The 26583-nt window shown below is 73.4% G+C and carries 21 protein-coding genes and 1 riboswitch; of the genes, 8 read left to right on the plus strand and 13 right to left on the minus strand.

Going from position 1 to position 26583, the window contains the following annotated elements; all coding sequences use genetic code 11:
* Positions 1-77: 77 nt before the first annotated feature.
* Together uvrA and ACI79G_RS09550 are read right to left on the minus strand one after the other, a co-directional pair.
* The gene (uvrA, locus tag ACI79G_RS09545) at positions 78-2969 is read right to left on the minus strand and encodes an excinuclease ABC subunit UvrA (RefSeq protein WP_456880891.1); all 2892 of its coding nucleotides are present in this window, start codon (positions 2967-2969) and stop codon (positions 78-80) included.
* Between the two features lie 137 nt (positions 2970-3106).
* Positions 3107-4519: an amidase gene (locus tag ACI79G_RS09550; RefSeq protein ID WP_456880892.1), complete on the minus strand. Its 1413-nt coding sequence runs from the start codon at positions 4517-4519 to the stop codon at positions 3107-3109.
* A 50-nt stretch (positions 4520-4569) separates the two neighbouring features.
* On the opposite strand from ACI79G_RS09550, the gene ACI79G_RS09555 reads away from it, so the two are divergent.
* Positions 4570-5226 (plus strand): MBL fold metallo-hydrolase, encoded by a 657-nt coding sequence (locus ACI79G_RS09555; RefSeq protein WP_456880893.1) that lies wholly within the window; start codon positions 4570-4572, stop codon positions 5224-5226.
* A gap of 7 nt (positions 5227-5233) precedes the next feature.
* On the opposite strand, the gene ACI79G_RS09560 is transcribed toward ACI79G_RS09555, so the two are convergent.
* The 7 genes from ACI79G_RS09560 to uvrB all read right to left on the minus strand — a co-directional run bounded on the left by ACI79G_RS09560 (position 5234) and on the right by uvrB (position 14620).
* On the minus strand, positions 5234-5512 hold the full coding sequence (locus ACI79G_RS09560) for a hypothetical protein (protein ID WP_456880894.1): 279 nt from the start codon (positions 5510-5512) through the stop codon (positions 5234-5236).
* Positions 5513-5523: 11 nt separating this feature from the next.
* Entirely contained in the window at positions 5524-6285 is a 762-nt protein-coding gene (locus tag ACI79G_RS09565) for an SDR family NAD(P)-dependent oxidoreductase (RefSeq protein WP_456880895.1), read from the minus strand.
* Positions 6286-6301: 16 nt separating this feature from the next.
* Positions 6302-7303 carry an acetamidase/formamidase family protein gene (locus ACI79G_RS09570; RefSeq protein ID WP_456880896.1) on the minus strand — a complete coding sequence of 334 codons (1002 nt, stop codon included), beginning with the start codon at positions 7301-7303 and terminating at the stop codon, positions 6302-6304.
* Between the two features lie 153 nt (positions 7304-7456).
* A complete protein-coding gene (locus tag ACI79G_RS09575) occupies positions 7457-9466 on the minus strand; it encodes a S9 family peptidase (protein ID WP_456880897.1) in 2010 nt (669 codons plus the stop codon).
* Positions 9467-9494: 28 nt separating this feature from the next.
* Entirely contained in the window at positions 9495-10601 is a 1107-nt protein-coding gene (locus ACI79G_RS09580) for a TerC family protein (protein ID WP_456880898.1), read from the minus strand.
* 340 nt (positions 10602-10941) lie between these two features.
* Positions 10942-12099: a TerC family protein gene (locus tag ACI79G_RS09585; protein WP_456880918.1), complete on the minus strand. Its 1158-nt coding sequence runs from the start codon at positions 12097-12099 to the stop codon at positions 10942-10944.
* 406 nt (positions 12100-12505) lie between these two features.
* Entirely contained in the window at positions 12506-14620 is a 2115-nt protein-coding gene (gene uvrB / locus ACI79G_RS09590) for an excinuclease ABC subunit UvrB (RefSeq protein WP_456880899.1), read from the minus strand.
* 461 nt (positions 14621-15081) lie between these two features.
* Between uvrB and glgX the strand changes: the two genes are divergently transcribed.
* The 5 genes from glgX (at position 15082) to ACI79G_RS09615 (ending at position 23562) form a co-directional block, all read left to right on the plus strand.
* Positions 15082-17199: a glycogen debranching protein GlgX gene (glgX, locus tag ACI79G_RS09595; protein ID WP_456880900.1), complete on the plus strand. Its 2118-nt coding sequence runs from the start codon at positions 15082-15084 to the stop codon at positions 17197-17199.
* Between the two features lie 2 nt (positions 17200-17201).
* The gene (treY, locus tag ACI79G_RS09600; RefSeq protein WP_456880901.1) at positions 17202-19529 is read left to right on the plus strand and encodes a malto-oligosyltrehalose synthase; all 2328 of its coding nucleotides are present in this window, start codon (positions 17202-17204) and stop codon (positions 19527-19529) included.
* A gap of 285 nt (positions 19530-19814) precedes the next feature.
* A riboswitch (cyclic di-AMP (ydaO/yuaA leader) is annotated at positions 19815-19982 on the plus strand.
* 24 nt (positions 19983-20006) lie between these two features.
* On the plus strand, positions 20007-20567 hold the full coding sequence (locus tag ACI79G_RS09605) for a transglycosylase family protein (protein ID WP_456880902.1): 561 nt from the start codon (positions 20007-20009) through the stop codon (positions 20565-20567).
* Between the two features lie 516 nt (positions 20568-21083).
* Complete coding sequence (gene treZ / locus ACI79G_RS09610) at positions 21084-22838, plus strand: malto-oligosyltrehalose trehalohydrolase (protein WP_456880903.1); 1755 nt, start codon at positions 21084-21086, stop codon at positions 22836-22838.
* 1 nt (position 22839) lies between these two features.
* On the plus strand, positions 22840-23562 hold the full coding sequence (locus ACI79G_RS09615; protein ID WP_456880904.1) for a dihydrofolate reductase family protein: 723 nt from the start codon (positions 22840-22842) through the stop codon (positions 23560-23562).
* On the opposite strand, the gene ACI79G_RS09620 is transcribed toward ACI79G_RS09615, so the two are convergent.
* From ACI79G_RS09620 to ACI79G_RS09635, 4 genes are all read right to left on the minus strand, one after another.
* A complete protein-coding gene (locus ACI79G_RS09620; RefSeq protein WP_456880905.1) occupies positions 23537-23938 on the minus strand; it encodes a DoxX family protein in 402 nt (133 codons plus the stop codon). The two genes, ACI79G_RS09615 and ACI79G_RS09620, sit on opposite strands and share 26 nt — an antisense overlap.
* Positions 23939-23940: 2 nt before the next feature.
* Positions 23941-24327 (minus strand): type II toxin-antitoxin system VapC family toxin, encoded by a 387-nt coding sequence (locus tag ACI79G_RS09625; RefSeq protein WP_456880906.1) that lies wholly within the window; start codon positions 24325-24327, stop codon positions 23941-23943.
* Positions 24324-24557: a type II toxin-antitoxin system Phd/YefM family antitoxin gene (locus ACI79G_RS09630; protein ID WP_456880907.1), complete on the minus strand. Its 234-nt coding sequence runs from the start codon at positions 24555-24557 to the stop codon at positions 24324-24326. The genes ACI79G_RS09625 and ACI79G_RS09630 overlap by 4 nt, the downstream gene beginning before the upstream one ends.
* 75 nt (positions 24558-24632) lie before the next feature.
* Positions 24633-24869 carry a hypothetical protein gene (locus ACI79G_RS09635; protein WP_456880908.1) on the minus strand — a complete coding sequence of 79 codons (237 nt, stop codon included), beginning with the start codon at positions 24867-24869 and terminating at the stop codon, positions 24633-24635.
* 222 nt (positions 24870-25091) lie between these two features.
* On the opposite strand from ACI79G_RS09635, the gene ACI79G_RS09640 reads away from it, so the two are divergent.
* Positions 25092-25454 carry a peroxiredoxin gene (locus tag ACI79G_RS09640; RefSeq protein ID WP_456880909.1) on the plus strand — a complete coding sequence of 121 codons (363 nt, stop codon included), beginning with the start codon at positions 25092-25094 and terminating at the stop codon, positions 25452-25454.
* A 49-nt stretch (positions 25455-25503) separates the two neighbouring features.
* A complete protein-coding gene (locus ACI79G_RS09645) occupies positions 25504-26583 on the plus strand; it encodes an ATP-dependent DNA ligase (RefSeq protein ID WP_456880910.1) in 1080 nt (359 codons plus the stop codon).

Here is a 26583-nt window from a genome sequence, read left to right on the forward strand (position 1 = left end):
ATGCTGGCACCCCGGTCACGGGGCGTCGACCGAGTTGCGGAGGTCGGGCCGGGCCCCGCCCGGTGCCCGACCGCCGCTCAGCTGGCCTTCTTGCGGGCCCGCTTCTTCGGCGCCGCCGCGGCGGCCACTGCGTCGGGGTCGAGCATCGGGACCAGGTAGCGGCCGGTGTGGCTCTCCGGGACCGTGGCGAGGAACTCCGGCGGCCCCTCGGCGACGACCGTGCCGCCGCGGAAGCCGCCCTCGGGGCCCATGTCGATCAGCCAGTCGGCGCTCTTGATGACGTCGAGGTTGTGCTCGATGACGATCACCGAGTTGCCCTTGTCGACCAGGCCCTGCAGCACGATCAGCAGCTTGCGGATGTCCTCGAAGTGCAGCCCGGTCGTGGGCTCGTCGAGCACGTAGACGCTGCGGCCGTTGGAGCGCTTCTGCAGCTCGCTGGCCAGCTTCACCCGCTGCGCCTCCCCGCCGGAGAGGGTGGTCGCCGGCTGGCCGAGCCGGACGTAGCCCAGCCCGACCTCGGTGAGGGTGCGCAGGTACCGGGAGATGGCGGGGATGGCGGCGAAGAAGTCGGCCGCCTCCTCGATGGGCATGTCGAGGACCTCGGCGACGGTCTTGCCCTTGTAGTGCACCTCGAGGGTCTCCCGGTTGAACCGGGCGCCCTTGCACACCTCGCACGGCACGTAGACGTCCGGCAGGAAGTTCATCTCGATCTTCAGGGTGCCGTCGCCGGAGCAGGCCTCGCAGCGGCCGCCCTTGACGTTGAAGGAGAAGCGGCCGGGCTGGTAGCCGCGGATCTTCGCCTCGGACGTGCTGGCGAACAGCTTGCGGACGTGGTCCCAGACGCCGGTGTAGGTCGCCGGGTTGGACCGCGGGGTGCGGCCGATCGGCGACTGGTCGACGTGCACGACCTTGTCGAGCTGGTCGAGCCCGGTGATGGTGCGGTGCCGGCCGGGCACCATCCGCGCGCGGTTCAGTTCGTTGGCCAGGACCGTGTACAGGATGTCGTTGACCAGGCTGGACTTGCCCGAGCCCGAGACGCCGGTGACCGCGACGAGCAGGCCCAGCGGGAAGGTGACGTCGACGCCCTTGAGGTTGTGCTCGCGGGCGCCCTTGACCACCAGCTCCCGGCCGGGCGTGGGCTGGCGGCGCACCTGCGGGACGGCGATCTCCTTGCGCCCGGAGAGGTACTGCCCGGTCAGCGACCGCTCGCTGGCCATCAGCTCCTCGACCGTGCCGCTGACGACGACCTCGCCGCCGTGCTCGCCGGCGCCGGGGCCGATGTCGACCACCCAGTCGGCGGTCTTGATCGTGTCCTCGTCGTGCTCGACGACGATGAGCGTGTTGCCCATGTCGCGCAGCCGCACGAGGGTCTCGATCAGCCGGGTGTTGTCGCGCTGGTGCAGCCCGATGGAGGGCTCGTCGAGCACGTAGAGGACGCCGACCAGCCCCGAGCCGATCTGGGTGGCCAGCCGGATCCGCTGCGCCTCGCCACCGGCCAGGGTGGCGGCCGGCCGGTCCAGCGAGAGGTAGTCGAGGCCGACGTCGACGAGGAAGGACAGCCGCGCCTGGATCTCCCGGAGCACGCGGTCGGCGATGGCCCGCTCCCGCTCACCCAGCTCCAGCGCGCCCAGCCACTCCGAGGCCTCGCCGATGGACAGCCCGGTGACCCCGGCGATCGAGCGGCCGTTGAGCTTGACCGCGAGGATCTCGGGCTTGAGCCGGGTGCCGTGGCAGACGGGACAGGGCACGTCGCGCATGTAGCCCTCGTACTTGTCCCGCATGAACTCGCTGTCGGTGTCCTCGTGCCGCCGCTCGATGAAGGGCAGCACGCCCTCGAACGCGGCGTAGTAGCTGCGCTCGCGGCCGTAGCGGTTCCGGTAGCGGACGTGCACCTGGTCCGGCGAGCCGTGCAGCACGGCCTTCTGCACCTTGGCCGGCAGCCGCTCCCACGGGTCGTCCATGGAGAAGCCGAGCTGCTGGGAGAGACCGGTGAGCAGCCGGGTGAAGTACTCGTTGCTCATCGAGGAGGCCCACGGGGCGATCGCACCCTGGGCCAGGCTCTTCCCCGGGTCGGGCACGACGAGGTCGGGGTCGACCTCCTTGCGGGTGCCGATGCCGGTGCACTCGGGGCAGGCGCCGAACGGAGAGTTGAAGGAGAACGACCGGGGCTCGAGCGCCTCGAAGGACAGCCCGTCGTCCACGCACGCGAGGTGCTCGGAGTACGTGCGCTCGCGGTAGGGGTCGTCCTCGGGGAGGTCCACGAAGTCGAGGACGACGAGGCCGCCGGCCAGGCCCAGCGCGGTCTCCACCGAGTCGGTGAGCCGCCGCTTCGCGCTCTCCTTGACGGTGAGCCGGTCGACGATCACCTCGATCGTGTGCTTCTCCTGCTTCTTCAGCTTCGGCGGGTCGGTCAGCTGGTGGACGACGCCGTCGACGCGGACGCGGGAGAAGCCCTGCGTCTGCAGCGAGCTGAACAGGTCGACGTACTCGCCCTTGCGGGCCCGGACGACGGGCGCGAGCACCTGGAAGCGGGTGCCCTCCTCCATGGCCAGCACCTGGTCGACGATCTGCTGCGGGGTCTGCCGCGAGATCGGCTTGCCGCAGTTGGGGCAGTGCGGCTGCCCGGCGCGGGCGTACAGCAGCCGGAGGTAGTCGTAGACCTCGGTGATCGTGCCGACGGTCGACCGCGGGTTGCGGTTGGTCGACTTCTGGTCGATCGAGACGGCCGGCGAGAGGCCCTCGATGAAGTCGACGTCGGGCTTGTCCATCTGGCCCAGGAACTGGCGGGCGTAGGCCGACAGCGACTCGACGTAGCGGCGCTGGCCCTCGGCGAAGATCGTGTCGAAGGCGAGGCTGGACTTCCCCGAGCCGGACAGCCCCGTGAAGACGATCAGTGCGTCCCGGGGCAGGTCGAGGTGGACGTCCTTGAGGTTGTGCTCGCGGGCGCCGCGGACGACGAGACGGTCCAATGTGATCCCTGTCGGTCAGCCGGGCCGGCCGGTCGCGCCGGGCCCGCGGTGGAGGTGTCGAGATGTCGATACGGACAACGCCGTCACCGCCCGGGCGCAATCCGTGACGACGGCGACGTTGCCGCTCGCCCGGGTGCTCAGACGGGAGCCGGGGACGACGCTCCGGCGGGGTCGAAGACCGGGGCATGACGACGCCAGGGCAGCCGACGCTCCAGCTCTCCGGCCAGCCAGAGTAGTCGCCTCTCGGCCCCCGGGGGGCCGACCAGCTGGACCGCCAGCGGCTGCCCCGTGGGGCGGGTGCCGGCGGGGAGCACGAGGGCCGGGAGGCCGGCCAGGCTCCAGGCCGCCGTCCACGGCGCCCAGCGCGCGTTGGCCGTCACGTTCGCCAGGAACGAGCGCTCGTGCCAGGGCCGGGCGGGCAGCGGCGGCCCGGTCACGACCGGGGTGAGCAGCAGATCGACGTCGGCGAAGAACTCCACCATCCGCTCGCGGAACCGGTCGGCGGTGGCCGGCCGGACGAGACCCGCGGCCCGGACGGCGCGGCCGACGCGGGCGTGCGTGCGGCTGCGCGGCTGTAGGTCGGCCAGCGGGATGCCCAGGTGCGCGGCGTCGTCGGCGGCGCCGGCCATCCAGCGGGCCAGCGCGCCGGCCGCGGCCCCGGTGGTGATCGGCGGGTCGCGGCGGACGACGGTGTGACCGGCCGCGGTGAGGGCCGCGACCACCGTGTCGACGGCCGCCCGGACCGGCCCGTCGGCGCGCGTGCCGGGCACCGGGGAGCCGGTCGAGACGGCGAAGCGCAGCGGCCGGCCGGGCGCCTCGAGCGGCGTGGGCTCCTCCCCCGCCAGCACGGCGTGCGCCACGGCGAGGTCGGCGACCGTGGTGGCCAGCGCACCGTTGACGGCCATGCCGGACCAGTCGTCGGCGCCGATGCCGCCGGGCACCACGCCCCGGCCGGGCTTGAGCGTCACCAGACCGCACGCGGCGGCGGGCAGCCGCAGCGATCCCATGCCGTCGTTACCGTGGGCGATCGGGACCGCGCCGGAGGCGACCGCCGCCGCGCTGCCGCCGGAGCTGCCGGCCGGCGACCGCGCCGTGTCCCACGGGTTGCGGGTCACCGTGCCGGGCCCGTCGGTGGCGCCGTAGAGGCCCAGCTCCGGCATCCGGGTGATGCCGACGACGACCGCCCCGGCCCGGCGCAGCCGTCCCACCACCTCGGCGTCGCGGGTCTCCGGCGGCCCGGTGCGGGCGGCGGAGCCGTCGGTGCAGACCTCACCGGCGACGGCGACGTTGTCCTTGACCGCGACCGGCACCCCGGCCAGCGGCATCGCGAAGCGGGTGAGCGCGGTGTCGACGGCGTGCGCCTCGGCCAGGGCGGCCTCGCGGCGGACGACGCGGAAGGCGCCGACCCGCGGCTCCACCGCGTCGAGGTGGGCCAGGTGGGCGCGGACGACCTCGACCGCGGTCAGCTCCCCCGACCGGACGCGGGTGGCCAGCTCGGTGGCCGGGAGCCCGACGATCCGACCGGCGGGGAGACCTCCGCTAGCGTCCATGCCTGGACCGTAACCGCGGCCGCCGACACTCTCCGCACGGGAGGCTGGGGATGGGGTACACCGGGGACGTCGAGGTGGGCGGGCCGGCCGACGTCCGGGAGCTGCCGGGGCTGACGATCAGCAAGCTGGCGGTCAGCGAGATGGCCAACAACGCGTACCTGCTGCGCGACCCGGACACCGGTGAGGCCGTGCTCATCGACGCCGCGGCCGAGCCCGAGGCGCTGCGCGCCCTCATCGGCGACGCCGACGTGCACACCGTCGTCACCACGCACGGGCACTGGGACCACCACCGCGCGCTGCCCGAGGTGGTCGAGGCGACCGGCGCGGTCACCGTCGCCCACCCGGCCGACGCCGACGAGCTGCCCGTCCCCGTGCAGCGGCCGGTGGTGCACGGCGACACGGTCCGGGTCGGCGGGCAGACCCTCGAGGTCATCCACCTGCGCGGGCACACGCCGGGCAGCATCGCGCTGCTCTGGCGCGGGCCGGAGGGCGCCGGCACGCACCTGTTCACCGGCGACAGCCTCTTCCCCGGCGGGGTGGGCAAGACCTGGTCGCCGGAGGACTTCACCAGCCTCGTCGACGACGTCGAGGAGCGGCTGTTCGGCACGCTGCCCGACGAGACCTGGGTCTACCCCGGGCACGGGAAGGACACGACGCTGGGCGCCGAGCGCCCGCACCTCGCGGAGTGGCGCGCCCGCGGCTGGTGAGCCGCGGTCACTCCTCGAAGAGCGCCACCAGCTCGTCGGGGGTGCCGGCCACGTGCAGGGGGACGACGGACACCGTCCACCCGGGACGGCGCTCGTCGATGCCGATCGCGAGGTCCCAGGCGGCGCGGGCCGTGAGCGGGCCGAAGCACGCGTCGTCCCCGTCGTCGCTGAGGGCGACCTCGACCAGCCAGGTGTCGGAGAGGTCGGCGGCCAGCTCGGCGAACTCGGGCTCGGTGCCGTCCTCGGGCTCCGGGGAGTCGGCCTGCACGGGGTAGATGAGCGCCATGCCGCACCCTCTCAGAGCTGGATGCCACGGGTGAGGGCGCCGTCCACCACGAGGTTGGTGCCGGTCGTGAAGCTCGACACCGGGCTGGACAGGAAGACCACGGCGCGGGCCATCTCCTCCGCCGTCCCCATGCGACCGGTGGGGTTGAGGCCGAGCGCCGTCGCGAACAGCTCGGGGTCGCCGCGCTCGACGCCCTGCCAGAAGCCGTCCGGGAAGTAGGTGTTGCCCGGCGAGACGACGTTGGCGCGCACACCCCGTCCCGCCAGCTGCATCGCCAGGCCCGAGACGTAGCCGACGATCGCGGTCTTCATCGTCCCGTACGGCCCCGAGACGGCGTCGGACTCGCGCCCGGAGACGCTGGAGACGGCGACGATCGAGCCCTGCCCGCTGCGCTCCAGGTGCGGGATGGCCGCCTTCGCCAGCCGCACCGTGTGCATGAGGTCGACCTCGAAGCTCGTGTACCAGTTCTCCTCGGTGTCCGGGATCGCCAGCGCGCTGACGTTGGCCACGACGGCGTCCAGCCCGCCGAGCCGGCCGGCGGCGGCCTCGACCCAGCCGGTCAGCGCCGGCCCGTCGCGGACGTCGACCCGCGCGCCGGTCGCCCGGCCCCCGCGCTCGGCGATCCCCTTCTCCGTCGCCTCGATCTCGGCGGCGTCGCGGGCGCAGAACTCCACGACGGCGCCCTCGTCGACGAAGGTCTCGACGATGGCGCGGCCGATGCCGCGGGTGCCGCCGGTGACGAGCACGCGGGAGCCGGTGAGCTGCAGGTCCACGGTACCTCCGGGGGTGTCAGAGCAGGGTGGCCGCGCGGCGGCGGAGGTCGTCGTGCAGCCCGCCGTACGCGGTGGCCCGGGGCAGCAGCGACTTCCGGGCCTTCACCACGGTGCTGTAGTTCGCGTCGACCACGTTGGCGATGGGCACCTCGCTGATCTGCGAGAGCAGCTGGTAGGCGTCCATCGGGTCCAACCCGTAGAGGTCGCGGAACCAGCGCACCAGCTCGACCTGACCGATCCGCCAGGCGTCCTCGAGCGGGCGGCTGGAGCCGACGGTCATCCAGTGGGTGTCGTCCTCCAGGCGGGGCCAGGCCGGCGCGTCGCCCTTGATGAGCTCGACGATGAGCGTGGTGGTCATCGCGCCCTCGACCGCGGTGCCGCAGGCCTCGCCCTCGCCCTGCCGGTAGTGCCCGTCGCCGATCGAGAACAGCGCGCCCTCGACGTTGACCCCGAGGAAGCAGGTGGTGCCGGGCCGCATCTGCGGGGTGTCCATGTTGCCGCCGAAGCGCTCGGGGACCAGCGAGCTGCGCACCTCACCGCCCATCGGGGCGACGCCGACCGTGCCCAGCATCGGCTCCACCGGGAGGGCGATCTCCAGGTCGGTGTGCCGGGCGGCGAAGGTCACCGTGTTGGCCGCGCGGTCGAGCTCGTAGATCCAGGTGGTGTCCGGCAGCGCCTCCTGCAGGGTCGCGGTCACCGCGGTGCTGGTCAGCCCGCCGAAGAACGGGATGGCGGCCGAGGCGCCCCAGTCCCGTGCCGGTTCCATCGCGACGAAGTGCAGGGCCAGCGTGTCCCCCGGTTCGGCGCCCTCGACGTGGAAGGGGCCGGTCTGCGGGTTGATGAAGCGCAGGTCGACCTTGTCGCTCGAGAGGTCCTTGGTCGAGCGGAGCGCGCCGTTGAACGCGTCCTCGGACCACACCCGCAGCGCCGTCCCCGGCCTGATCCGCATCAGGGGTGCGACACCACCGAAGGTGTAGGCGTACTGCTCGAACGTGGGCGTGACCTCGACGACGTCCATGCCGCACCCTAGGGACGCGCGGACACCGACGGCAACGGCGAGCCGTCGTCCGCCGGTCCGGGCACCCACGCGGGACGGCTGGTGCACTTCTGCTCCGCTCCTCCGCGCGCGGTCCCGGGGTGCGGGAGGAGGACGCGGCCGGCGACCGTCCGCTCAGTCCAGCCGGGTGGCCCGCACGGTCAGCGGCTCCCGGCCGTCGTGGCGGTCGCCCGGCAGCGGTGCGCCGTCCACGACCGCGCCCGGGAGGTCCTCGTCAGGGGTGACCGGCAGCCAGCGTGCCCACCAGCGCAGCAGGTGCTCGAGCCGGGCCAGCCGGTGCCGGGGCCGCCCGGTCCGGCCGAGGTCCGAGCCCTCCCCGGGGAAGAGCAGCAGCTCCGCCGGGACGCCGCGGCGCTTGAGCTCGACGTAGCGCCGCACCCCCTGCTCGCGCGGGAAGCGCCGGTCGTCCTCCCCGTGCACCACCAGGGTGGGCGTGGTGGTCCCGGCCGACGGGACCGGCGGGTCGACGCCGAGGTACTGGTCGACGAACCACCAGCCCACGTCCGAGGTGCCGATCAGCCCGGCCGGGTCGGTGAGCGCCCCGTCGACGACGGCCGCGGCGAACCGCGTCGTCCGGCCGGTGAGCACGGTCGCCAGCCAGCCGCCGTAGCCGGTGCCCATGACGCCGACCCGCTCGGGGTCGAACGCCGGGTCGGCGAGCACGGCGTCGAGGAACGCGGTGACGTCGTCGGCGTCCACCGTGCCACCGGCGCCGCGCACCGCCCCGGCGTGCGCCTGCCCGTACCCGGACGAGCCCCGCGGGGCGCAGCGGACGACGGCGTAGCCGGCCGACACCAGCACCTGGGAGTCCACCGACAGCGACCAGCCCCCGGGGCGGCGCAGCGGGTCCGACAGGTACAGCAGCACCGGGTGCGGCCCCGGTCCGCCGGGCACGGTCACCCACCCGTGCACCTCGGTGCCGTCCGGTGCGGTCGCGGTGCGCTCCTCCGAGCGGTGCAGCCGCCCGGTCGCGCCGAGCGCCCGGCCGAAGCCGGTGAGCAGCCGCCGCCGGCCGGGCGTGACGGCGACCAGCTCACCCGCGGAGCGGTCGTGCCCGACCGTGGCGACGACGACCCCGCCGGCCGCGGCCAGCCCGTGCACGGTGAACGGCCCGTCGACCAGCGCCTCCGGCGACCCGCCGTCCAGCGGCACGCGGAGCAGCTCGACGGCGCCGCGCGAGCGCACGCCGAGGTGGGCCGCTCCCCCGGCCAGCACGGTCGCCGGCGTCGCGTCGCCCCGGTCGGTGGCGGCCGGCGCCAGCACCGGCTCGAGCGCGCCGCCGGTGGCCCGCACCCGGCACAGGGTGGCGCCGCGACCCACGACGTCCAGCCCGTCGCGGCCCAGCTCGAGCCGGGCGGTCAGCCAGATCCAGTCGCCGGAGGGGTCGTAGGCGGGCCGCGCGCACTCCGCCCGGCCGTCGGTGACCCGGCGCAGCGTCCCGCCCGCGGCCGGGACGGCGTACACGTCGCGCACCAGGTCCCGGTCGGCGCGCGCGTGCCGGGCGGAGACGAACGCCAGCTCCGCCCCGTCCGGGCTCCAGGTGACGTCGGTGTCGTCGACGCTGCCGTCGGTGACCTGGCGGGGCCGCGGCGGCGTCCCGTCGTCCTCCCCGGCCGGGGGCAGGTCGAGGACGAAGACGTGGCTGTGCCGGTCGGTCACGACCCCGGCGCCGTCGGCCTGCCAGCGCAGCGTGGTGACCAGCCACGGCGGCTGCGCGGCCCGGTCCGCGCCGGAGCGGTCGACCTGCGGCACCCGGGCGGTCCAGGCCAGCCGGCGGGAGTCCGGGGACCAGACCGGCCGGCCGGTCCCCAGCGGGGCGTCGGTCAGCCGGCGGGGTGCGCCGCCGGCCGTGGGCAGCAGGTGCAGCTGCGGCGGGCCGCCCGGGTCGGCGCCCCGGTAGGCCAACCAGCGGCCGTCCGGGGAGAAGACCGGGTCGGTGTCCCGCGGACCGGGCGTCAGCGGGCGGGCCGGCGCCGACCCGTCGGTGGGCACGGCCCACAGCCGGCTGCGCTCGGCGTCGTCCCCCGGGTCGGGCCGGGTGACGGCGACGACGGCCATGCGCCCGTCCGGGGAGACCGTGGGGACACCGGGCGTGCGCAGCAGCGCGAGGTCGTCAGGGCGCACGGTCGTCGTGCCTCCCCCGCGCGGCGGCTCAGCGGTGGCGGGTCTCCTCCTCGGGCTCCACGGTGAGCCGCGACTCGGCCTTCGCCGCCGCGGCCGGCCCGCCCGTGGCCACGGACTCGGCGGTCTCCGGTGCGACGTCCGGGGCTCCCGGGCCCTGGTCCTCGTCCGGCAGCTGACCGCGGGTCTTGAGCAGGCTGGCGACGGTGGCGACCAGCAGGACGCCGAGGATGACGCTCAGCGACAGCCAGATCGGGATGGTCGGGACCGCCTCGACGTGCTCGCCGCCGTTGATGAACGGCAGGTTGTTCTCGTGCAGGGCCTCGAGGATCAGCTTGACCCCGATGAAGGCGAGGATGACCGCCAGGCCCAGCGACAGGTAGACCAGCCGCTTGAGCAGCCCGCCGAGCAGGAAGTACAGCTGCCGCAGGCCCATCAGCGCGAAGACGTTCGCGGTGAAGACGATGAACGGCTCGCGGGTCAGGCCGAAGATCGCCGGGATGCTGTCGAGCGCGAAGAGCAGGTCCGTCGTCCCCAGGGCGAGGAAGACGATCACCATCGGCGTCCAGAGCTTCTTGCCGTTCTCGGTGACGCGGATCTTGGCGCCCTGGAAGTCCTGAGTCATCGGCAGGACCTTGCGCATCCGCCGGATGAAGGCGTTCTCCTCGTAGTCCTCGTCCTCGCCGCGGTGCCGGACCAGGTTGATCGCGGTGTACACGAGGAAGGCGCCGAAGATGTAGAAGACCCAGATGAACCGCTCGATCACCGCGGCGCCGAGCAGGATGAAGATGCCGCGCAGGACCAGGGCGATGATGATGCCGACCATCAGGGCCTCCTGCTGCAGGTGCCGGGGCACCCGGAAGCGGGCCATGATGATCACGAAGACGAACAGGTTGTCGACCGACAGCGAGTACTCGGTGAGCCAGCCGGCGTAGAACTCCGTCGCGTACGTGCCGTTGGTGAAGCTCAGCAGCAACAGCCCGAACAGCAGGGCCAGCGTCACGTAGAAGCCCACCCAGATGCTCGCCTCCTTCACGGAGGGCTCGTGGGGCCGACGCGCGACGATGGCGAGGTCGGCCAGCAGCAGGACCGTGAGGCCCACGAACGTGGCGACCTCGAACCAGACGGGGAGTTCCATACGGCCATTTCCTCCGGGGACAGGCAGGTGTCAGCACCGGAGGTCTCTCCCACCGCCGGCCCGGGGGCCGGCGATCGGCAGCACCGGAGGCCATGGGACCTCGTGATGACGACACTGCCGCGGGGGGATACTCCCCTCCATCGAACGGCCCCGGACCGGCGCAGTCGTCAGTGGCTGCGGCCTTCTGAAGCCGCGCCCACCGTACCCGCCCCCTCGTCCTCCCTCGACGCGACGTCCCGGGTGATCTCCCTTGCACCGTGGGTCGCGGTCGGTCCGCCGGCCGACGGCACCGGGCCCGCCCTCGGGAGAGGACGGGCCCGGTGGAGTGGTGGGGAGGCGGTCAGCCGCGGTGGCGCGTGGAGCCGCTGGAGGCGTGCTCGGGGGCGTCGGTCACCGGCGCGTCGTGCGGCGAGGGCGGGGCCTCGTCGGGGCGACGCGCGTGCGGGTCGCGGTCGCCGGGCCCCTGCGCCACCAGGCCCTCGTGCCCGGCCGCCGCGTCACCGGCGCCGGTGGGCGACCCGAGGCCGCGGGCCGCGTCACGCCGGTTCTTCGCCAGGCTCGCCACCGTCGTCACGAGGAGCGTGACCAGGATGACCGTCAGCGACAGCCAGGTGGGCACCTCGGGGATCACCGTGACGTGCTCACCGCCGTTGATGAACGGCAGCTCGTTCTCGTGCAGCGCGTGGATGAGCAGCTTCACGCCGATGAAGCCGAGGATCACGGCCAGCCCGTAGGACAGGTAGACCAGCCGGTCGAGCAGGCCGTCGATGAGGAAGAACAACTGCCGCAGGCCCAGCAGCGCGAAGGCGTTCGCGGTGAAGACGAGGTACGTCTCCTGGGTCAGCCCGAAGATCGCCGGGATCGAGTCGACGGCGAAGAGGATGTCCGCGCTGGCGATGGCGACCAGGGCGATGGCCAGCGGGGTGATGTGCCGACGGCCGTCGAGCTTGGTGACCATCTTGTCGGAGTGGTACTCGTCGGTGGTCGGGAAGACCTTGCGGGCCAGCCGCAGCGCGGCGTTCTCCTTGAACTCCTCGTCGTGCGAGTGGCCGCCGCTGCGTGCCTGCGCCCACGCGGTCCAGATGAGGAACCCGCCGAAGACGTAGAAGATCCAGCTGAACTGCGCGATGGCGGCAGCGCCGACGAAGATGAACACCGTCCGCAGGACCAGGGCGAAGGCGATGCCGAACAGCAGCACCTTCTGCTGCAGCTCCCGCGGGACCGCGAAGCTGGCCATGATCAGGACGAACACGAAGAGGTTGTCGACCGAGAGGCTCTTCTCGGTGATGTACCCGGCGAAGTACTCACCGGCGTACTGGCCCCCGGAGAACCAGAGGACCAGCAGACCGAAGACCACGGCGATGCCGACGTAGACCGCCGACCAGATCGCCGACTCGCGCAGTGTCGGTGCGTGCGGGGTGCGCACGTGACCGACGAAGTCGAACAACAGCATCCCGACGATCGCGGCGATCGTCAGGGCCCACACCCAGAAGGGCACGTCCAAGGCAGATACCTCCGGTGACTCGGCGGCGCACGAGGCGCCGCGGTGTCGGACCAGAGGTCTCTCCCGCCCCCTCACTGCTGAGGTGGCCAGCGGTGCCGGGGGTCCATGGGGACCCCGTACTGACGACACCGCCGCGCGGGGATACTCCCCTCCACGGACCGCCGACGCCGACCCACGCTGCGGGGCCGCCGTCGAGCGGTTACTTCCCCGATGACACTACCGGGATGCGCGGTGTTCCCCGGATGAGGATGAACACATCCGGGCGTGACGTGGGCCACCGGCCCTCGAGCACCATCCAGCCCGCGACGGCGGCCCCGTCCGGGGGCGCCGCCAGAGGCTCGCCGCGGCCCCGTCCCGGGTTCCGCCCCGAGCTCGCGAGGGCTGGGGAGGACGGGTCCTCTCAGGCGTGCGCGGCGTCGAGCTGGCGCAGCTCCTTCTTCAGCTCGGTCAGCTCGTCGCGCAGCCGGGCGGCCACCTCGAACTGCAGCTCGCGGGCGGCGGCCAGCATCTGGTCGTTCATCTGCGTGATGAGGTCGGCCAGCTCGGCCCGCGGCAGGCCCTGGACGTCGATGCCGCCGGCCTTGCCCGCCTTCTTCGACGACAGCCCCGGCACCGGCGCCTTGCCGCGGGACTGCTGCCGGCCCGAGCCGCCGACCAGCTCGACGTTCTCGGCATCCTCCGCGGCGCGGTAGATGCCGTCGAGGATGTCGACGATCTTCTTGCGCAGCGGCTGCGGGTCGATGCCGCGCTCGGTGTTGTACGCGATCTGCTTCTCGCGCCGCCGGTTGGTCTCCTCGATCGCCTGCGCCATGGAGGGCGTGATCGTGTCGGCGTACATGTGCACCTGGCCGGAGACGTTGCGGGCCGCGCGGCCGATGGTCTGGATCAGGGACCGGTTCGACCGGAGGAAGCCCTCCTTGTCGGCGTCGAGGATCGCCACGAGGGAGACCTCGGGCAGGTCGAGGCCCTCGCGCAGCAGGTTGATGCCGACGAGGACGTCGTACTCGCCCTGGCGGAGCTCGCGCAGCAGCTCGACCCGGCGCAGCGTGTCGACCTCGGAGTGCAGGTACCGCACCTTGATGCCCAGCTCGAGCAGGTAGTCGGTGAGGTCCTCGGCCATCTTCTTGGTGAGCGTGGTGACCAGCACCCGCTCGTCCTTCTCGGTGCGCACCCGGATCTCGTGCACCAGGTCGTCGATCTGGCCCTTGGTCGGCTTGACCACGACCTCGGGGTCGACCAGGCCGGTCGGCCGGATGACCTGCTCGACGACCTCGCCCTGCACCCGGCCGAGCTCGTAGTCGCCCGGGGTCGCGGAGAGGTAGACGGTCTGGCCGATCCGGTCGGTGAACTCCTCCCACTTCAGCGGGCGGTTGTCCATCGCCGACGGCAGCCGGAAGCCGTGCTCGACCAGCGTCCGCTTGCGGCTCATGTCGCCCTCGTACATGCCGCCGATCTGCGGCACCGTCACGTGTGACTCGTCGATGACGAGCAGGAAGTCGTCGGGGAAGTAGTCGAGCAGACAGGCGCCGGCGCTGCCGGGCGCGCGGCCGTCGATGTGCCGCGAGTAGTTCTCGATGCCGGAGCAGAAGCCGACCTGGCGCATCATCTCGATGTCGTAGGTGGTGCGCATGCGCAGCCGCTGGGCCTCCAGCAGCTTGCCCTGCCGCTCGAGCTCGGCCAGCCGCTGCTCGAGCTCGGCCTCGATGGAGGCGATCGCCCGCTCCATGCGCTCCGGTCCGGCGACGTAGTGGGTGGCCGGGAAGACGAACAGCTCGTCGACCTCGCGCACGACCTCACCGGTGAGCGGGTGCAGGTAGTACAGCCGCTCGACCTCGTCGCCGAACATCTCGATCCGGCAGGCCAGCTCTTCGTAGACCGGGAAGACCTCGATCGTGTCGCCGCGCACCCGGAAGGTGCCGCGGGTGAACGACAGGTCGTTGCGGGTGTACTGCTCGGTCACCAGGGTGCGCAGCAGGTCGTCGCGGTCGCGCTCCTCCCCCACCTTGATCTTCAGCGCCCGGTCGACGTACTCCTCCGGGGTCCCCAGGCCGTAGATGCAGGAGACGGTGGAGACGACGACGACGTCACGCCGGGTGAGCAGGCTGTTGGTGGCGGAGTGCCGCAGGCGCTCGACCTCCTCGTTGATCGAGGAGTCCTTCTCGATGTAGGTGTCGGTCTGCGGGACGTAGGCCTCGGGCTGGTAGTAGTCGTAGTAGGACACGAAGTACTCGACGGCGGCGTCGGGCAGCAGCTCGCGGAACTCGTTGGCCAGCTGCGCGGCCAGGGTCTTGTTCGGCGCCATGACCAGCGTCGGGCGCTGCACCTGCTCGATCAGCCAGGCCGTCGTCGCCGACTTGCCGGTACCGGTCGCGCCGAGCAGGACGGTGTCCTGCTCGCCCCGCTGCACGCGCTCGGCGAGCGCCGCGATCGCGGCCGGCTGGTCGCCCGAGGGCTGGAACTCGCTGACGACGCGGAAACGCCCGCGGGTGGGCCGGATGTCGGTGGTCGCGCGCACGGGATCGACGGTACGACCCCCCAGTGACAGGACGTCGTCCGTGCGCCGTGGGCGGACGGGAGGGGCGAGTGGGACGACGGGACTGGCATGCGGTGCTTGCACGTGCTGGGGTCGCCGCCTAGCGTCCCCGGTCGCAGGAGCGGTCACCGCCGAGGACCAGTGCCACCCGGGGCCCTGCGCCCAGGACGAGGTCGGACCCGGCGTCGCTGCCCCGGCCGGACCTGCGCACGACGCCCCCCACGGAGACCTCCGCGGGGGGCGTCGTCGTCCCCGCCACGGCCCTCCCCCCGGAGGCCGTGAGCGATGTCTCCGCGCCGTGACCTCGGGGAGGGTTGGACGGCGGTGCGCCCGGGCAGGACGGTCCGGCAGACCACGCGCACCGACCTCCCCGACGACGCCACGCGACGGGGAGGCCACCGGCCCCCGGCGTCCGGGGGCGCCAGCACAGGAGGACCTCGTCCATGAACCAGGTGTGGCCTGGAACCGCCTACCCCCTCGGCGCGACCTACGACGGCACCGGCACCAACTTCGCGATCTTCAGTGAGGTCGCCGAGAAGGTCGAGCTGTGCCTCTTCGACGACGACGGCAACGAGGAGCGCATCCGGCTCCCCGAGATGGACGGCTACGTCTGGCACGCCTTCCTGCCCGGCATCCAGCCCGGGCAGCGCTACGGCTACCGCGTGCACGGCCCCTACGACCCGTCCCAGGGCCTGCGCTGCAACCCCAACAAGCTGCTGCTCGACCCCTATGCGAAGGCGATCGACGGCCAGATCGACTGGGACCCGTCGGTCTTCGGCTACGACTTCGACAGCGGTGAGCGCAACGACGAGGACTCCGCGGCGCACATGCCGAAGTCCGTCGTCGTCAACCCGTACTTCGACTGGGGCGTCGACCGTCCGCCGAGGACGCCCTACCACAAGACGGTCATCTACGAGGCCCACGTCAAGGGCCTGACGATGACCCACCCCGACGTCCCGGAGGAGCTGCGCGGCACCTACGCCGGCATCGCGCACCCGGCCGTCATCTCCTACCTGCAGGAGCTCGGCGTGACCGCCATCGAGCTCATGCCGGTGCACCAGTTCGTGCAGGACGACACGCTCCAGCAGAAGGGCCTGCGCAACTACTGGGGCTACAACACGATCGGGTTCTTCTCGCCGCACAGCGAGTACGCGAGCAACACCGACAACGGCATGCAGGTGCAGGAGTTCAAGGGGATGGTCCGCACCCTGCACGAGGCGGGCATCGAGGTCATCCTCGACGTGGTCTACAACCACACCGCCGAGGGCAACCACCTCGGCCCCACGCTGTCGTTCAAGGGCATCGACAACCGGGCCTACTACCGGCTGGTCGAGGACGACCCGCAGTACTACATGGACTACACGGGCACCGGGAACTCGCTCAACGCCCGAACCCCGCAGGCGCTGCAGCTGATCATGGACTCGCTGCGGTACTGGGTCACCGAGATGCACGTCGACGGCTTCCGCTTCGACCTGGCCTCCACGCTGGCCCGCGAGCTGCACGCCGTCGACCGGCTGTCGGCCTTCTTCGACCTGGTGCACCAGGACCCGGTGGTCAGCCAGGTGAAGCTCATCGCCGAGCCGTGGGACGTCGGCGAGGGCGGCTACCAGGTCGGCAACTTCCCGGCCCTGTGGACCGAGTGGAACGGCAAGTACCGCGACACCGTCCGCGACTTCTGGCGCGGCGAGCCCTCCACCATCGGCGAGTTCGCCAGCCGGCTCACCGGCTCGGCCGACCTCTACCAGCACTCCGGCCGGCGCCCGGTGGCGAGCATCAACTTCGTCACCGCGCACGACGGGTTCACGCTCAACGACCTGGTCTCCTACAACGAGAAGCACAACGAGGCCAACGGCGAGGGCAACAACGACGGCGAGAGCCACAACCGCAGCTGGAACTGCGGCGTCGAGGGCCCGACCGTCGACAAGAAGGTCCTGAACCTGCGTGCCCGGCAGCGGCGCAACTTCCTGGCCACGCTGATGCTCAGCCAGGGCGTCCCGATGCTGCTGCACGGCGACGAGCTGGGCCGCACCCAGCAGGGCAACAACAACGGCTACTGCCAGGACTCGCCGCTGACCTGGATCCACTGGGACGAGGTGGACGAGGGGCTGCTGGAGTTCACCAAGCTGGTCACCAAGGTCCGCCGCGACCACCCGACGTTCCGCCGCCGCCGGTTCTTCCACGGCCGCCCGGTGCGCCGGGGCGAGGGTGACCCGGTGCAGGACGTCGCCTGGCTGACCCCGTCCGGCGACCTGATGACCGAGGACGACTGGGACGCCGGCTACGCCAAGACGATCGCCATGTACCTCAACGGGCACGGCATCCGGGAGACCGACGAGCGCGGGGAGTACGTGGTCGACGACCACTTCTACCTGGCGTTCAACGCCCACCACGAGCCGATCGAGTTCACCCTGCCGGCGGAGGAGTACGCCGTGGCCGCGTGGACCGTCGTCCTCGACACCGCGGAGATGGGCGAGGTCGAGGCGCGGGAGCTCAAGCCCGGCGAGACGGTGACGGTGCAGGACCGCTCGATGGTCGTGCTCAGCGCGCCCCGGCGGTCGTGAGCGTGTCCGAGCCGCTGGACAGCGCCGCCCGCCGCCGGGACGTCCCCACCGGGACCTACCGGCTGCAGGTCACCGCCGAGTTCACGCTGGACGACGCCGCGTCCCTGGCCGGCTACCTCGCCGACCTGGGCGTGAGTCACGCCTACGCCTCACCGCTGCTGCGGTCGGCGTCGGGCAGCACGCACGGCTACGACACCGTCGACCACGCGCACATCGACGAGTCGCGCGGCGGGCAGGCCGGCTTCGACCGGCTGGTCGCGGCGCTGCACGAGCAGGGGCTGGGCCTGGTGCTCGACCTGGTGCCCAACCACATGGGCGTCGCCGACCCGGCGGAGGCGCCGTGGTGGTGGGACGTGCTGCAGCACGGCCGGGAGAGCGCGCACGCCGCGGCGTTCGACATCGACTGGGACTTCGGCGGCGGCCGGGTGCGCATCCCGGTGCTCGGGTCGGCGGACGACGTCGAGAAGCTCGAGGTCGTCGACGGGGAGCTGCGGTACTACGACAACCGGTTCCCCATCGCCCCGGGCACCGGCGAGGGCACCCCGCAGGAGGTGCACGACCGGCAGCACTACGAGCTGGTCGACTGGCGGCGCGCCGACCGGGACCTCAACTACCGCCGGTTCTTCGCGATCAACACCCTCGCCGGGCTGCGCGCGGAGGACCCGGCGGTCTTCCAGGCCACGCACGACCTGGTGCTGCGGCTGGTGGGGGCCGGCGCGGTCGACGGGCTGCGCATCGACCACCCCGACGGCCTGGCCGACCCCAAGGGCTACCTCGACCGGCTGGCCGAGGCCACCGGCGGCCGGTGGACCGTGGTGGAGAAGATCCTCGAGCCCGGGGAGGACCTGCCGGAGTCGTGGCGGACCGCCGGGACGACGGGCTACGACGCCCTCGCCGAGGTCGACGACGTGCTGGTCGACCCGGCCGGCGAGACGGTGCTCAGCGCGCTGGACACCGAGCTCACCGGCGCCCCGGTCGACTACGCGCACCTGGTGCACGACTGCAAGCGCGAGGTCACCGACGGGATCCTCGGCTCGGAGGTGGCCCGGCTGGTGCGGGTCATCGGCGAGCTGCCCGGCATCTCCCGCGAGCAGCAGACCGAGGCGCTGGCCGAGCTGCTGGCCAGCTTCCCGGTCTACCGCACCTACCTGCCCGACGGCCGCGAGCACCTCGACGCCACCGTGGTCGCCGTGCGGGAGCGCCGTCCCGACCTCGGCGCCGCGCTCGATGCGCTGCACCCGGTGCTCTCCCAGGCCGGGACCGAGGCGGCGACCCGCTTCGAGCAGACCAGCGGTCCGGTCATGGCCAAGGGGGTCGAGGACAGCGCCTACTACCGGTGGGCCCGGTTCGTGGTGCTCAACGAGGTCGGCGGCGACCCGGCGCGGTTCGGCAGCACGGTGCAGGAGTTCCACGAGGCGCAGCAGCGCCGCGTGGAGCGCAAGCCGCGGTCGATGACCACGCTGTCGACCCACGACACCAAGCGCAGCGAGGACACCCGCGCCCGGCTGGCCGTGCTCGCCGAGCTGGGGGCCGAGTGGGCCGACCTGGTCCGCGGGCTGCTGACCCGGCACCCGCTGCCCGACCGGCCGCTGGCCCACCTGGTGTGGCAGAACCTGGTGGGCGCCTGGCCGCTGTCCCGCGAGCGGGCGCACGGCTACGCGGAGAAGGCGGCCCGCGAGGCGGGGACGTCGACGACGTGGACCGACGTCGACGAGGAGTTCGAGACGGCGCTGCACGAGATGGTCGACGCGGCCTACGACGACGAGCGGACGAACGCCGAGATCGAGCGGTTCGCCGCCCGCATCGCGCCGTTCGGCCGGTCCAACTCGCTGGCGCAGAAGCTGCTGCAGCTGACGATGCCCGGCGTCCCCGACGTCTACCAGGGCACCGAGCTGTGGGACCTCTCCCTGGTCGACCCGGACAACCGCCGTCCGGTCGACTACGAGCAGCGCCGCCGGCTGCTGGCGCAGCTGGACGCCGGTGAGGTCCCCCCGGTCGACGAGACCGGCGCGGCGAAGCTGCTCGTCGTCTCCCGCGTGATGCGGGCGCGGCGGGAGCACCCCGAGTGGTTCGCCGGGTACGAGCCGGTGGCGGCGACCGGGGTCGCCGCCGACCACGTGGTCGCCTTCGACCGGGGCGGTGTGGTGCCCGTGGCGACCCGGCTGCCCGTGGGCCTGTCGATCGTCGGCTGGGGCGACACCGCGCTCCAGCTGCCGACCGGCGCCTGGCGGGACCTGCTCACCGGCGGCCGGTTCGTCTCCGACGCCGAGGGGCTGCCGGTGGCGGGGCTGCTCGAGCGGCTGCCGGTCGCGCTGCTGGTCCGCGACTGAGGAAGGCCCCCCTGCCCCCACCGCTCGCAGGCTCGCGGCGGGACCCTGCAGGGGGGCGCCGGGTCCGGGCCAGGACCGGTGGACTGAGACGCAGTTCACGTCCCCGCGGGTGCACGTGCGCCCGCGGGGACGTGACCAGGTGATCTGCCCGGTCCCGGTCCCGACGGCCGGCCGTGTCACCGCCGTTGCTCCTGCGGCACGAGGTGAAGCGCCGTGACCTGACCGTTACCTTGTCCCGGCACCCCCCATCCGGGACCGGGTGCCGGAGCCGATCCGCCGAACCCCGTCCGTCGGCCGCCGTACCTCCTGCACAGCCAGGACGGGGGTGGGGGACCCATCTCGGTGTCCGGCCGGTCCGGCCGGGCACCTCGGGGTGAAGCCGTGTGCGCACGGCCGGGGCACCGATCGCTCCGAACCCGACAGCTCACCTCGCAGGCGGCGGATCGGGAGTCCCCCATGCGTTCGTCCTCTTCCCGCATGCCCGCACGCGCCCTGCGCCGCGGCGCCGTGGTGCTCGGTGGCGCCGCCGCCGTCTCCCTCGGCGTCCTCGCCGCCCCGGCCTCGGCAGCGGCCCCCAACGACTGGGACGCCGTCGCCCAGTGTGAGTCCAGCGGCAACTGGGCCATCAACACCGGCAACGGCTACTACGGCGGCCTGCAGTTCAGCGCGAGCACCTGGGCCGCCTTCGGTGGCCACGAGTACGCGCCCAACGCCCACCTGGCCACCAAGGCGCAGCAGATCGCCGTCGCCGAGCGCACGCTCGACGCGCAGGGCCCGGGTGCCTGGCCGACCTGCGGCAAGGCGCTCGACCCCTCCGCCCCCGAGGCGGGCGCGGCTCCGGCCGCGCCGGCCCTGGTGTCCGCCCCCGCGCCGGCGGCCGCCGGCGGGACCTACACGGTGCAGGCCGGTGACACGCTCGGCCGCATCGCGTCGGAGCAGGGCGTCGCGGGTGGCTGGCAGGCGCTGTACGCCGCCAACGACGACCAGCTGAGCAGCCCGGACCGCATCGCGGTCGGCCAGGTGCTGCAGCTGCCGTGAGGCGGACCGGCGGCCGGGGGACGTCCTCCCCCGGCCGCCGGGTGCCGGTGACGACCTGGAACGGCCCCGCTGCAGGGCCCCGCGCGGAGCTCGCGAGCGGTGAGGAGGACGGGGTCCTCCTCCAGAAGCGGATGGCGTCGATGACCCGCGCCCGGACGGCGATCACCGCGGGCAGCAGCCCGGCCGGGGCGCCCACCGCGGTCGCCGCGACCAGCCCCTCGACGGCCGCGGCCACCGGGGAGCCCGGGGTGTCGGCCAGCGGGACGCCGCTGTTGAGCAACCGCTCCAGCGGCAGGATGCGCACCAGCACGACCGACAGCGCCACCGCGGCGAGCCCCTCGGGGGCGGGGTGGTGCCCTCCGGCACGGGTTGGTGCGCACGGTAAGGACACCACGACGGTCCGGATGCCCCGTGGCGCACGGCACGCCGGGAACGCGTGGTTGGCGACCGCCCGCGCGGGCATGACCCCCCGGACCGTCCGCATGACGACCCCGATCTCCCCCTGGAGGCCCCTGCATGTCCGCTGCCGTCGAGTTCGCCGTCTGGGCGCCGGTCCCGGAGCGGGTCCGGCTGCAGGTCGAGGGGTCGGTGCACGAGATGCGCCGGGAGGAGGGCGGCTGGTGGCGCGCCGAGGTCGAGGCCGGCCCGGAGGCCGACTACGGCTTCCTGCTCGGCGACGACGACACGCCCCGGCCGGACCCGCGCTCGCGCCGCCAGCCGGAGGGCGTGCACGGGCTGTCCCGCCGCCACGACCCGGCCTCCTACCAGTGGGGTGACCGCGCCTGGACCGGCCGCCCGCTGGCCGGGGGCGTGGTCTACGAGATGCACGTCGGCACCTTCACGCCCGAGGGCACCCTCGACGCCGCCGTCGGGAAGCTCGACCACCTCGTCGACCTCGGCGTCGACTTCGTCGAGCTGCTGCCGGTCAACGGCTTCGACGGCACGCACAACTGGGGCTACGACGGCGTCCTCTGGTACACGGTGCAGGAGAGCTACGGCGGCCCCGCGGCCTACCAGCGCTTCGTCGACGCCTGCCACCGGCGCGGCCTCGGCGTCCTCCAGGACGTCGTCTACAACCACCTCGGCCCGTCCGGGAACTACCTGCCGCTGTTCATGCCGATCTTCAGCGAGGGCGGCGCGAACACCTGGGGCAGCTCGGTCAACCTCTCCGGCCCTGACTCCGACGAGGTGCGGCGCTACATCCTCGACAACGCGCTGATGTGGCTGCGCGACATGCACGTCGACGGGCTGCGGCTGGACGCCGTGCACGCGCTGGTCGACGAGCGCGCCACCCACGTGCTCGAGGAGATGGCGCAGGAGGTCGACCGGCTGTCGGTGGCGCTCGGCCGGCCGCTGACGCTCATCGCCGAGAGCGACCTCAACGACCCGCGGATGGTCACCCCCCGGGTGGCCAACGGCACGGGCATCCACGCCCAGTGGAGCGACGACTTCCACCACGCGCTGCACTCGGTGCTCACCGGTGAGGGCCAGGGCTACTACGGCGACTTCGCCGCGGCCGGCCTCTCCGGGCTGGCCAAGACGCTGACCGGCGCGTACTTCCACGACGGCACCTGGTCCAGCTTCCGCCGCCGGCACCACGGCCGGCCGGTCGACACCGCCCTGCTGCCGGGCTGGAAGTTCCTCGGGTACCTGCAGGACCACGACCAGATCGGCAACCGCGCGGTGGGCGACCGCGTCTCGGCGTCGCTCTCCCCCGGCCTGCTCGCCGTCGGCGCGACGCTGGTGCTCACCAGCCCGTTCACCCCGATGCTCTTCATGGGCGAGGAGTGGGGCGCCTCGACGCCGTGGCAGTTCTTCACCAGCCACACCGACCCGGAGATCGGCCGGGCGACGGCCGAGGGGCGCAAGGGCGAGTTCGCCGAGCACGGGTGGGACGCCGACGAGGTGCCCGACCCGCAGGACCCGGAGACCTTCACCCGCTCCAAGCTGGACTGGTCGGAGGTGGAGCGGGAGCCGCACGCCCGGCTGCTGGCGACCACCCGGGCGCTGCTGGCGCTGCGCAGGCAGCACCCCGACCTGGTCGACCCCGACCTGTCGCGGGTGGAGGTCGCCTGGGACGACGAGGACCGCTGGCTGGTCGTGCACCGCGGCGCGCTGCGCGTGGTGGCCAACCTGTCCGGCGACGCGCGGGAGGTGGACCTCGACCGCGCGGCCACCGGCGTCCTCCTCGCCACCGGGGACGAGCCGGGCCTCGCCGGGACCACGGTGACGATGCCGGCGGAGAGCGCGGCCGTGCTGACCACCGCCTGACGTGCGCCGGCTGCTGCCCGATCCGGCGCCCGACCTGGACGACGACGCGCTGGTCGAGGCGTACCGGCTGCCGGCCGGGCGGTCGCTGCGGGTGGACTTCGTCGCCTCGCTGGACGGCTCGGTCACGGTGCAGGGCCGCAGCGGCGGCCTCGGCTCCCCCGGCGACAAGCGGGTGTTCCGCACCCTGCGGGTGCTCGCCGACGTCGTCCTGGTCGGGCACGGGACGGCGGCGGCCGAGGGCTACCGCCCGGTGGACGCCGACGCGCAGGTCGGCCGGCTGCGGACGTCGCTCGGCCGGCCGGAGTCAGCGCCGATCGCGGTCGTCTCCCGACGGGCGTCGCTGGCCCCCGGCGACCGGCTCGCCGTCCCGTCGACGTTGCTCGTCACCTGCGCGGCCGCCGACGCCGGCCGGCGGGCGGCCCTGGCCGAAGCCGGCGTGGCCGTGCTGGTCTGCGGGGAGGACGACGTCCACCTGCCCACCGCGCTCGACGCGCTCACCGAGCGGGGCCTGGAGCAGGTGCTGTGCGAGGGCGGGCCGGCGCTGCTGTCCGCGGCGCTGGCGGCCGGGGTGGTCGACGAGCTGGACCTGTCGATCACCCCGGCGCTGGTCGGCAGCCCGGACCGGCTGCTGGCCGGCGCGCTGAGCGACGTCGTCCGCCCCCGGCTGGTGCAGGTGCTCGAGGAGGACGGCGTGCTGTTCACCCGGTACGCGGTCGACCGGTAGCCCGCCGGGCGACCGCCGCGGCCCAGGCGACGTAGCCCAGGTTGACGAGCACCCGCGCCGCGACGCCGACCGGCCGGTCGAACGCCCGCTGTGCGGTGTGCCGGTGGCGCAGCGGCTCGAGGTGCGCGGGCAGGTAGGTCGTGATGAGCGCGGCGGTCGCCCACCCGCCGGTCCGGCGGGTCGCCGGCGCCGCGACGAGGACGCCGACGGCGACATCGGCCAGCCCGCTGACCGCGACCAGCGCGGACCGCGCCGGCAGCCACGACGGCACCAGGCCCCGGTAGTAGCCGGGGGTCGTGAAGTGGGTGACCCCGCTGACCACCATGAGCGCGGCCAGCGCCCACGCCGCCGGGGCGTCCGTCCTCGTGCGGGGCACGGTCAGCCCACCAGCCGGACGGCGTCGCCGTACGCCGTGAGCCGCTCGTCGGCGGTGAGCAGCACGGCTCCCTCGGCGACGGCCTGGGCGACGAGGAGCCGGTCGAACGGGTCGCGGTGGACGTCGGGCAGCTGCTCCACCGCGGCGGCGTGGTCGGCGGTGACCGGCAGGTGGTCGAGCACCAGCTCGACCGTGGCGCGCCGCGCCCACGTCCGGACGTCCGACCCGAGCGTCAGCTTCCCGATGTGCTGCTTGACCGCGAGCTCCCAGACGCAGACGGCCGAGACGATCCGGCGGTCGGCGTCCTCGATCACTGCCAGGTCGGATCCCAGCCGCTCTGGTGTCGTCGCCGCCCAGACGAGGACGTGCGTGTCGAGGAGGACCCTCACTGCTCGCCCTCGAACGCCCGCTGCAGGTCCTCGGGCAGCTCGTCGAAGTCATCGGCGATCCACACCCTGCCGCGGTCGAAGCCGAAGTTCGGCGTCCGCCGCGCCGGCCCGACCAGCCGGGCGACCACCCGGCCGCGGTTGGTGATCTCGACCTCCTCACCCGCGGCGACCTTCTCGAGCAGCCGCGACAGGTGCGTCTTGGCCTCGTGCACGCCGACGGATGTGGTCACGTGACTTAGTCTACTCGGCCGCGAACCCGCTCGAGGCGGACGACGTGCTGCTCACCCGGTACGCGGTGCGCTGACCTACCGGACGCGGACGGGCACGGTGATCTGGTCGGTGTCCACCTTCTCGACCGGCTCCAGCCCGGCCACCTCGCGTACCCGGGACAGCGGGAAGGCGCGCACCGCGCCCCGCTCCTCCACGAGCAGCAACCCGTCCGCGAAGCGCACCACCACCTCCCGCAGCGGCGGCTCGTCGCCGTCCAGGGAGACGGTGCGGGCGCGGTAGGTCATGTCGGGGCGGTACTCCGCGACCTCCATGGGCCCGCACGGTAGCCGTCACCGGCCCGCTGCGCCCGGGGACCGCGGGGCAGCCGACGAGCCCGACGGGGTCGCGGCGGACGTCGGGCCGGTGCGGGACCCGAGGCGGACGTGTGTCCCCACCCGGAACGCCATCGGTCGCTGCCGCGGGACCTCCGACTCCTGCGCCGGGCACCCGGCCGCCCCTAGCGTCCGCCCCGCCGACCGAGCGGAGGAGGAGCCATGGGCAAGGCAGTGGTCAGCCTGAAGACCGGACTCGAGGACGCGGAGACGGTCACCGTCGCGATGCTCATGGCCGTGGGGGCGGCCGAGTCCGGCCGTCCGACCGCGGTGTTCCTGGCCAAGGAGGCCGTGCGGCTGGCCCTCGACGGGGTGGCCGTCGGGACCGCCTGCGAGGGCTGCCCCCCGCTGACCAGCCTGTTCGAGCGGTACGCCGCAGCCGGCGGGCGGCTGTTCGTCTGCCCCATCTGCTTCAACGCCAAGCAGCTCGACGCCGCCGGGCTGGTCAAGGGCGCCGAGCTCGCCGGCACGGTTCCCCTGTGGGAGTGGATCGGCGACGAGGGCGCCACCACCTTCAGCTACTGAACCCGCCGCACGCCGCCGTCCGCCGGCGGTGACTGCTTGACTGACCGGCATGGACCTGCCCCTGCTGCCGCCGGTGAAGCCGATGCTGGCCAAGGCCGTCACCAAGGTGCCCACCGCCGAGGGCACGTTCTACGAGCCGAAGTGGGACGGCTTCCGGTGCATCGTCTTCCGGGACGGCGACGAGGTGGAGCTGGGCAGCCGCAACGAGCGCCCGCTGACCCGCTACTTCCCCGAGGTGGTCGAGGCGGTCAAGGCGGCGCTGCCCGAGCGCTGCGTGGTCGACGGCGAGATCGTCGTCCCCAACGGCGACCGGCTGCACTTCGAGGCGCTGCTGCAGCGCATCCACCCGGCCGAGTCGCGCATCCGGCTGCTCGCCGAGCAGACGCCGGCTTCCTTCGTGGCCTTCGACCTGCTGGCGATCGGCGAGGAGTCGCTGCTCGAGGTGCCGTTCGCGCAGCGCCAGGCGCGGCTGCGCGAGGCGGTCACCGGCACCGACTCCGTGCACGTCACCGCGATCACCCAGGACCCCGCGACCGCGCAGCGCTGGTTCGAGCAGTTCGAGGGCGCCGGGCTGGACGGCGTCGTGGCCAAGGCCCCCGACCTGCCCTACGCCCCCGACCAGCGGCTGATGACCAAGGTCAAGCACGTGCGGACGGCGGACTGCGTGGTCGCCGGCTTCCGCTGGCACAAGAGCGGGCCGATCGTGGGGTCGCTGCTGCTGGGGCTCTACGACCACTCCGGCGACCTGCAGCACATCGGCGTCGCGGCGTCCTTCCCGATGGCCCGGCGGGCCGAGCTGGTCGAGGAGCTGGCGCCCTACCGGGCCGAGGCGCTCGACGGGCACCCGTGGCAGGACTGGGCGAACGCGGAGGTCGTGAACGGGGCGAACGGCGAGGAGCACCGGATGCCCGGCGCGCAGAGCCGCTGGAACGCCGGCAAGGACCTCTCCTGGGTGCCGCTGCGCCCGGAGCTGGTGGTGGAGGTCAAGTACGACCAGCTGGAGGGACGCCGGCTGCGGCACACCGGCCAGTTCCTGCGCTGGCGCCCCGACCGGGAGGCGCGCAGCTGCACCTACGACCAGCTGGAGGTGCCGGTGCGCTACGACCTGGCGGAGGTCTTCGCCGGCTGA

It is taken from the genome of Geodermatophilus sp. SYSU D00779 (genome assembly GCF_054050595.1).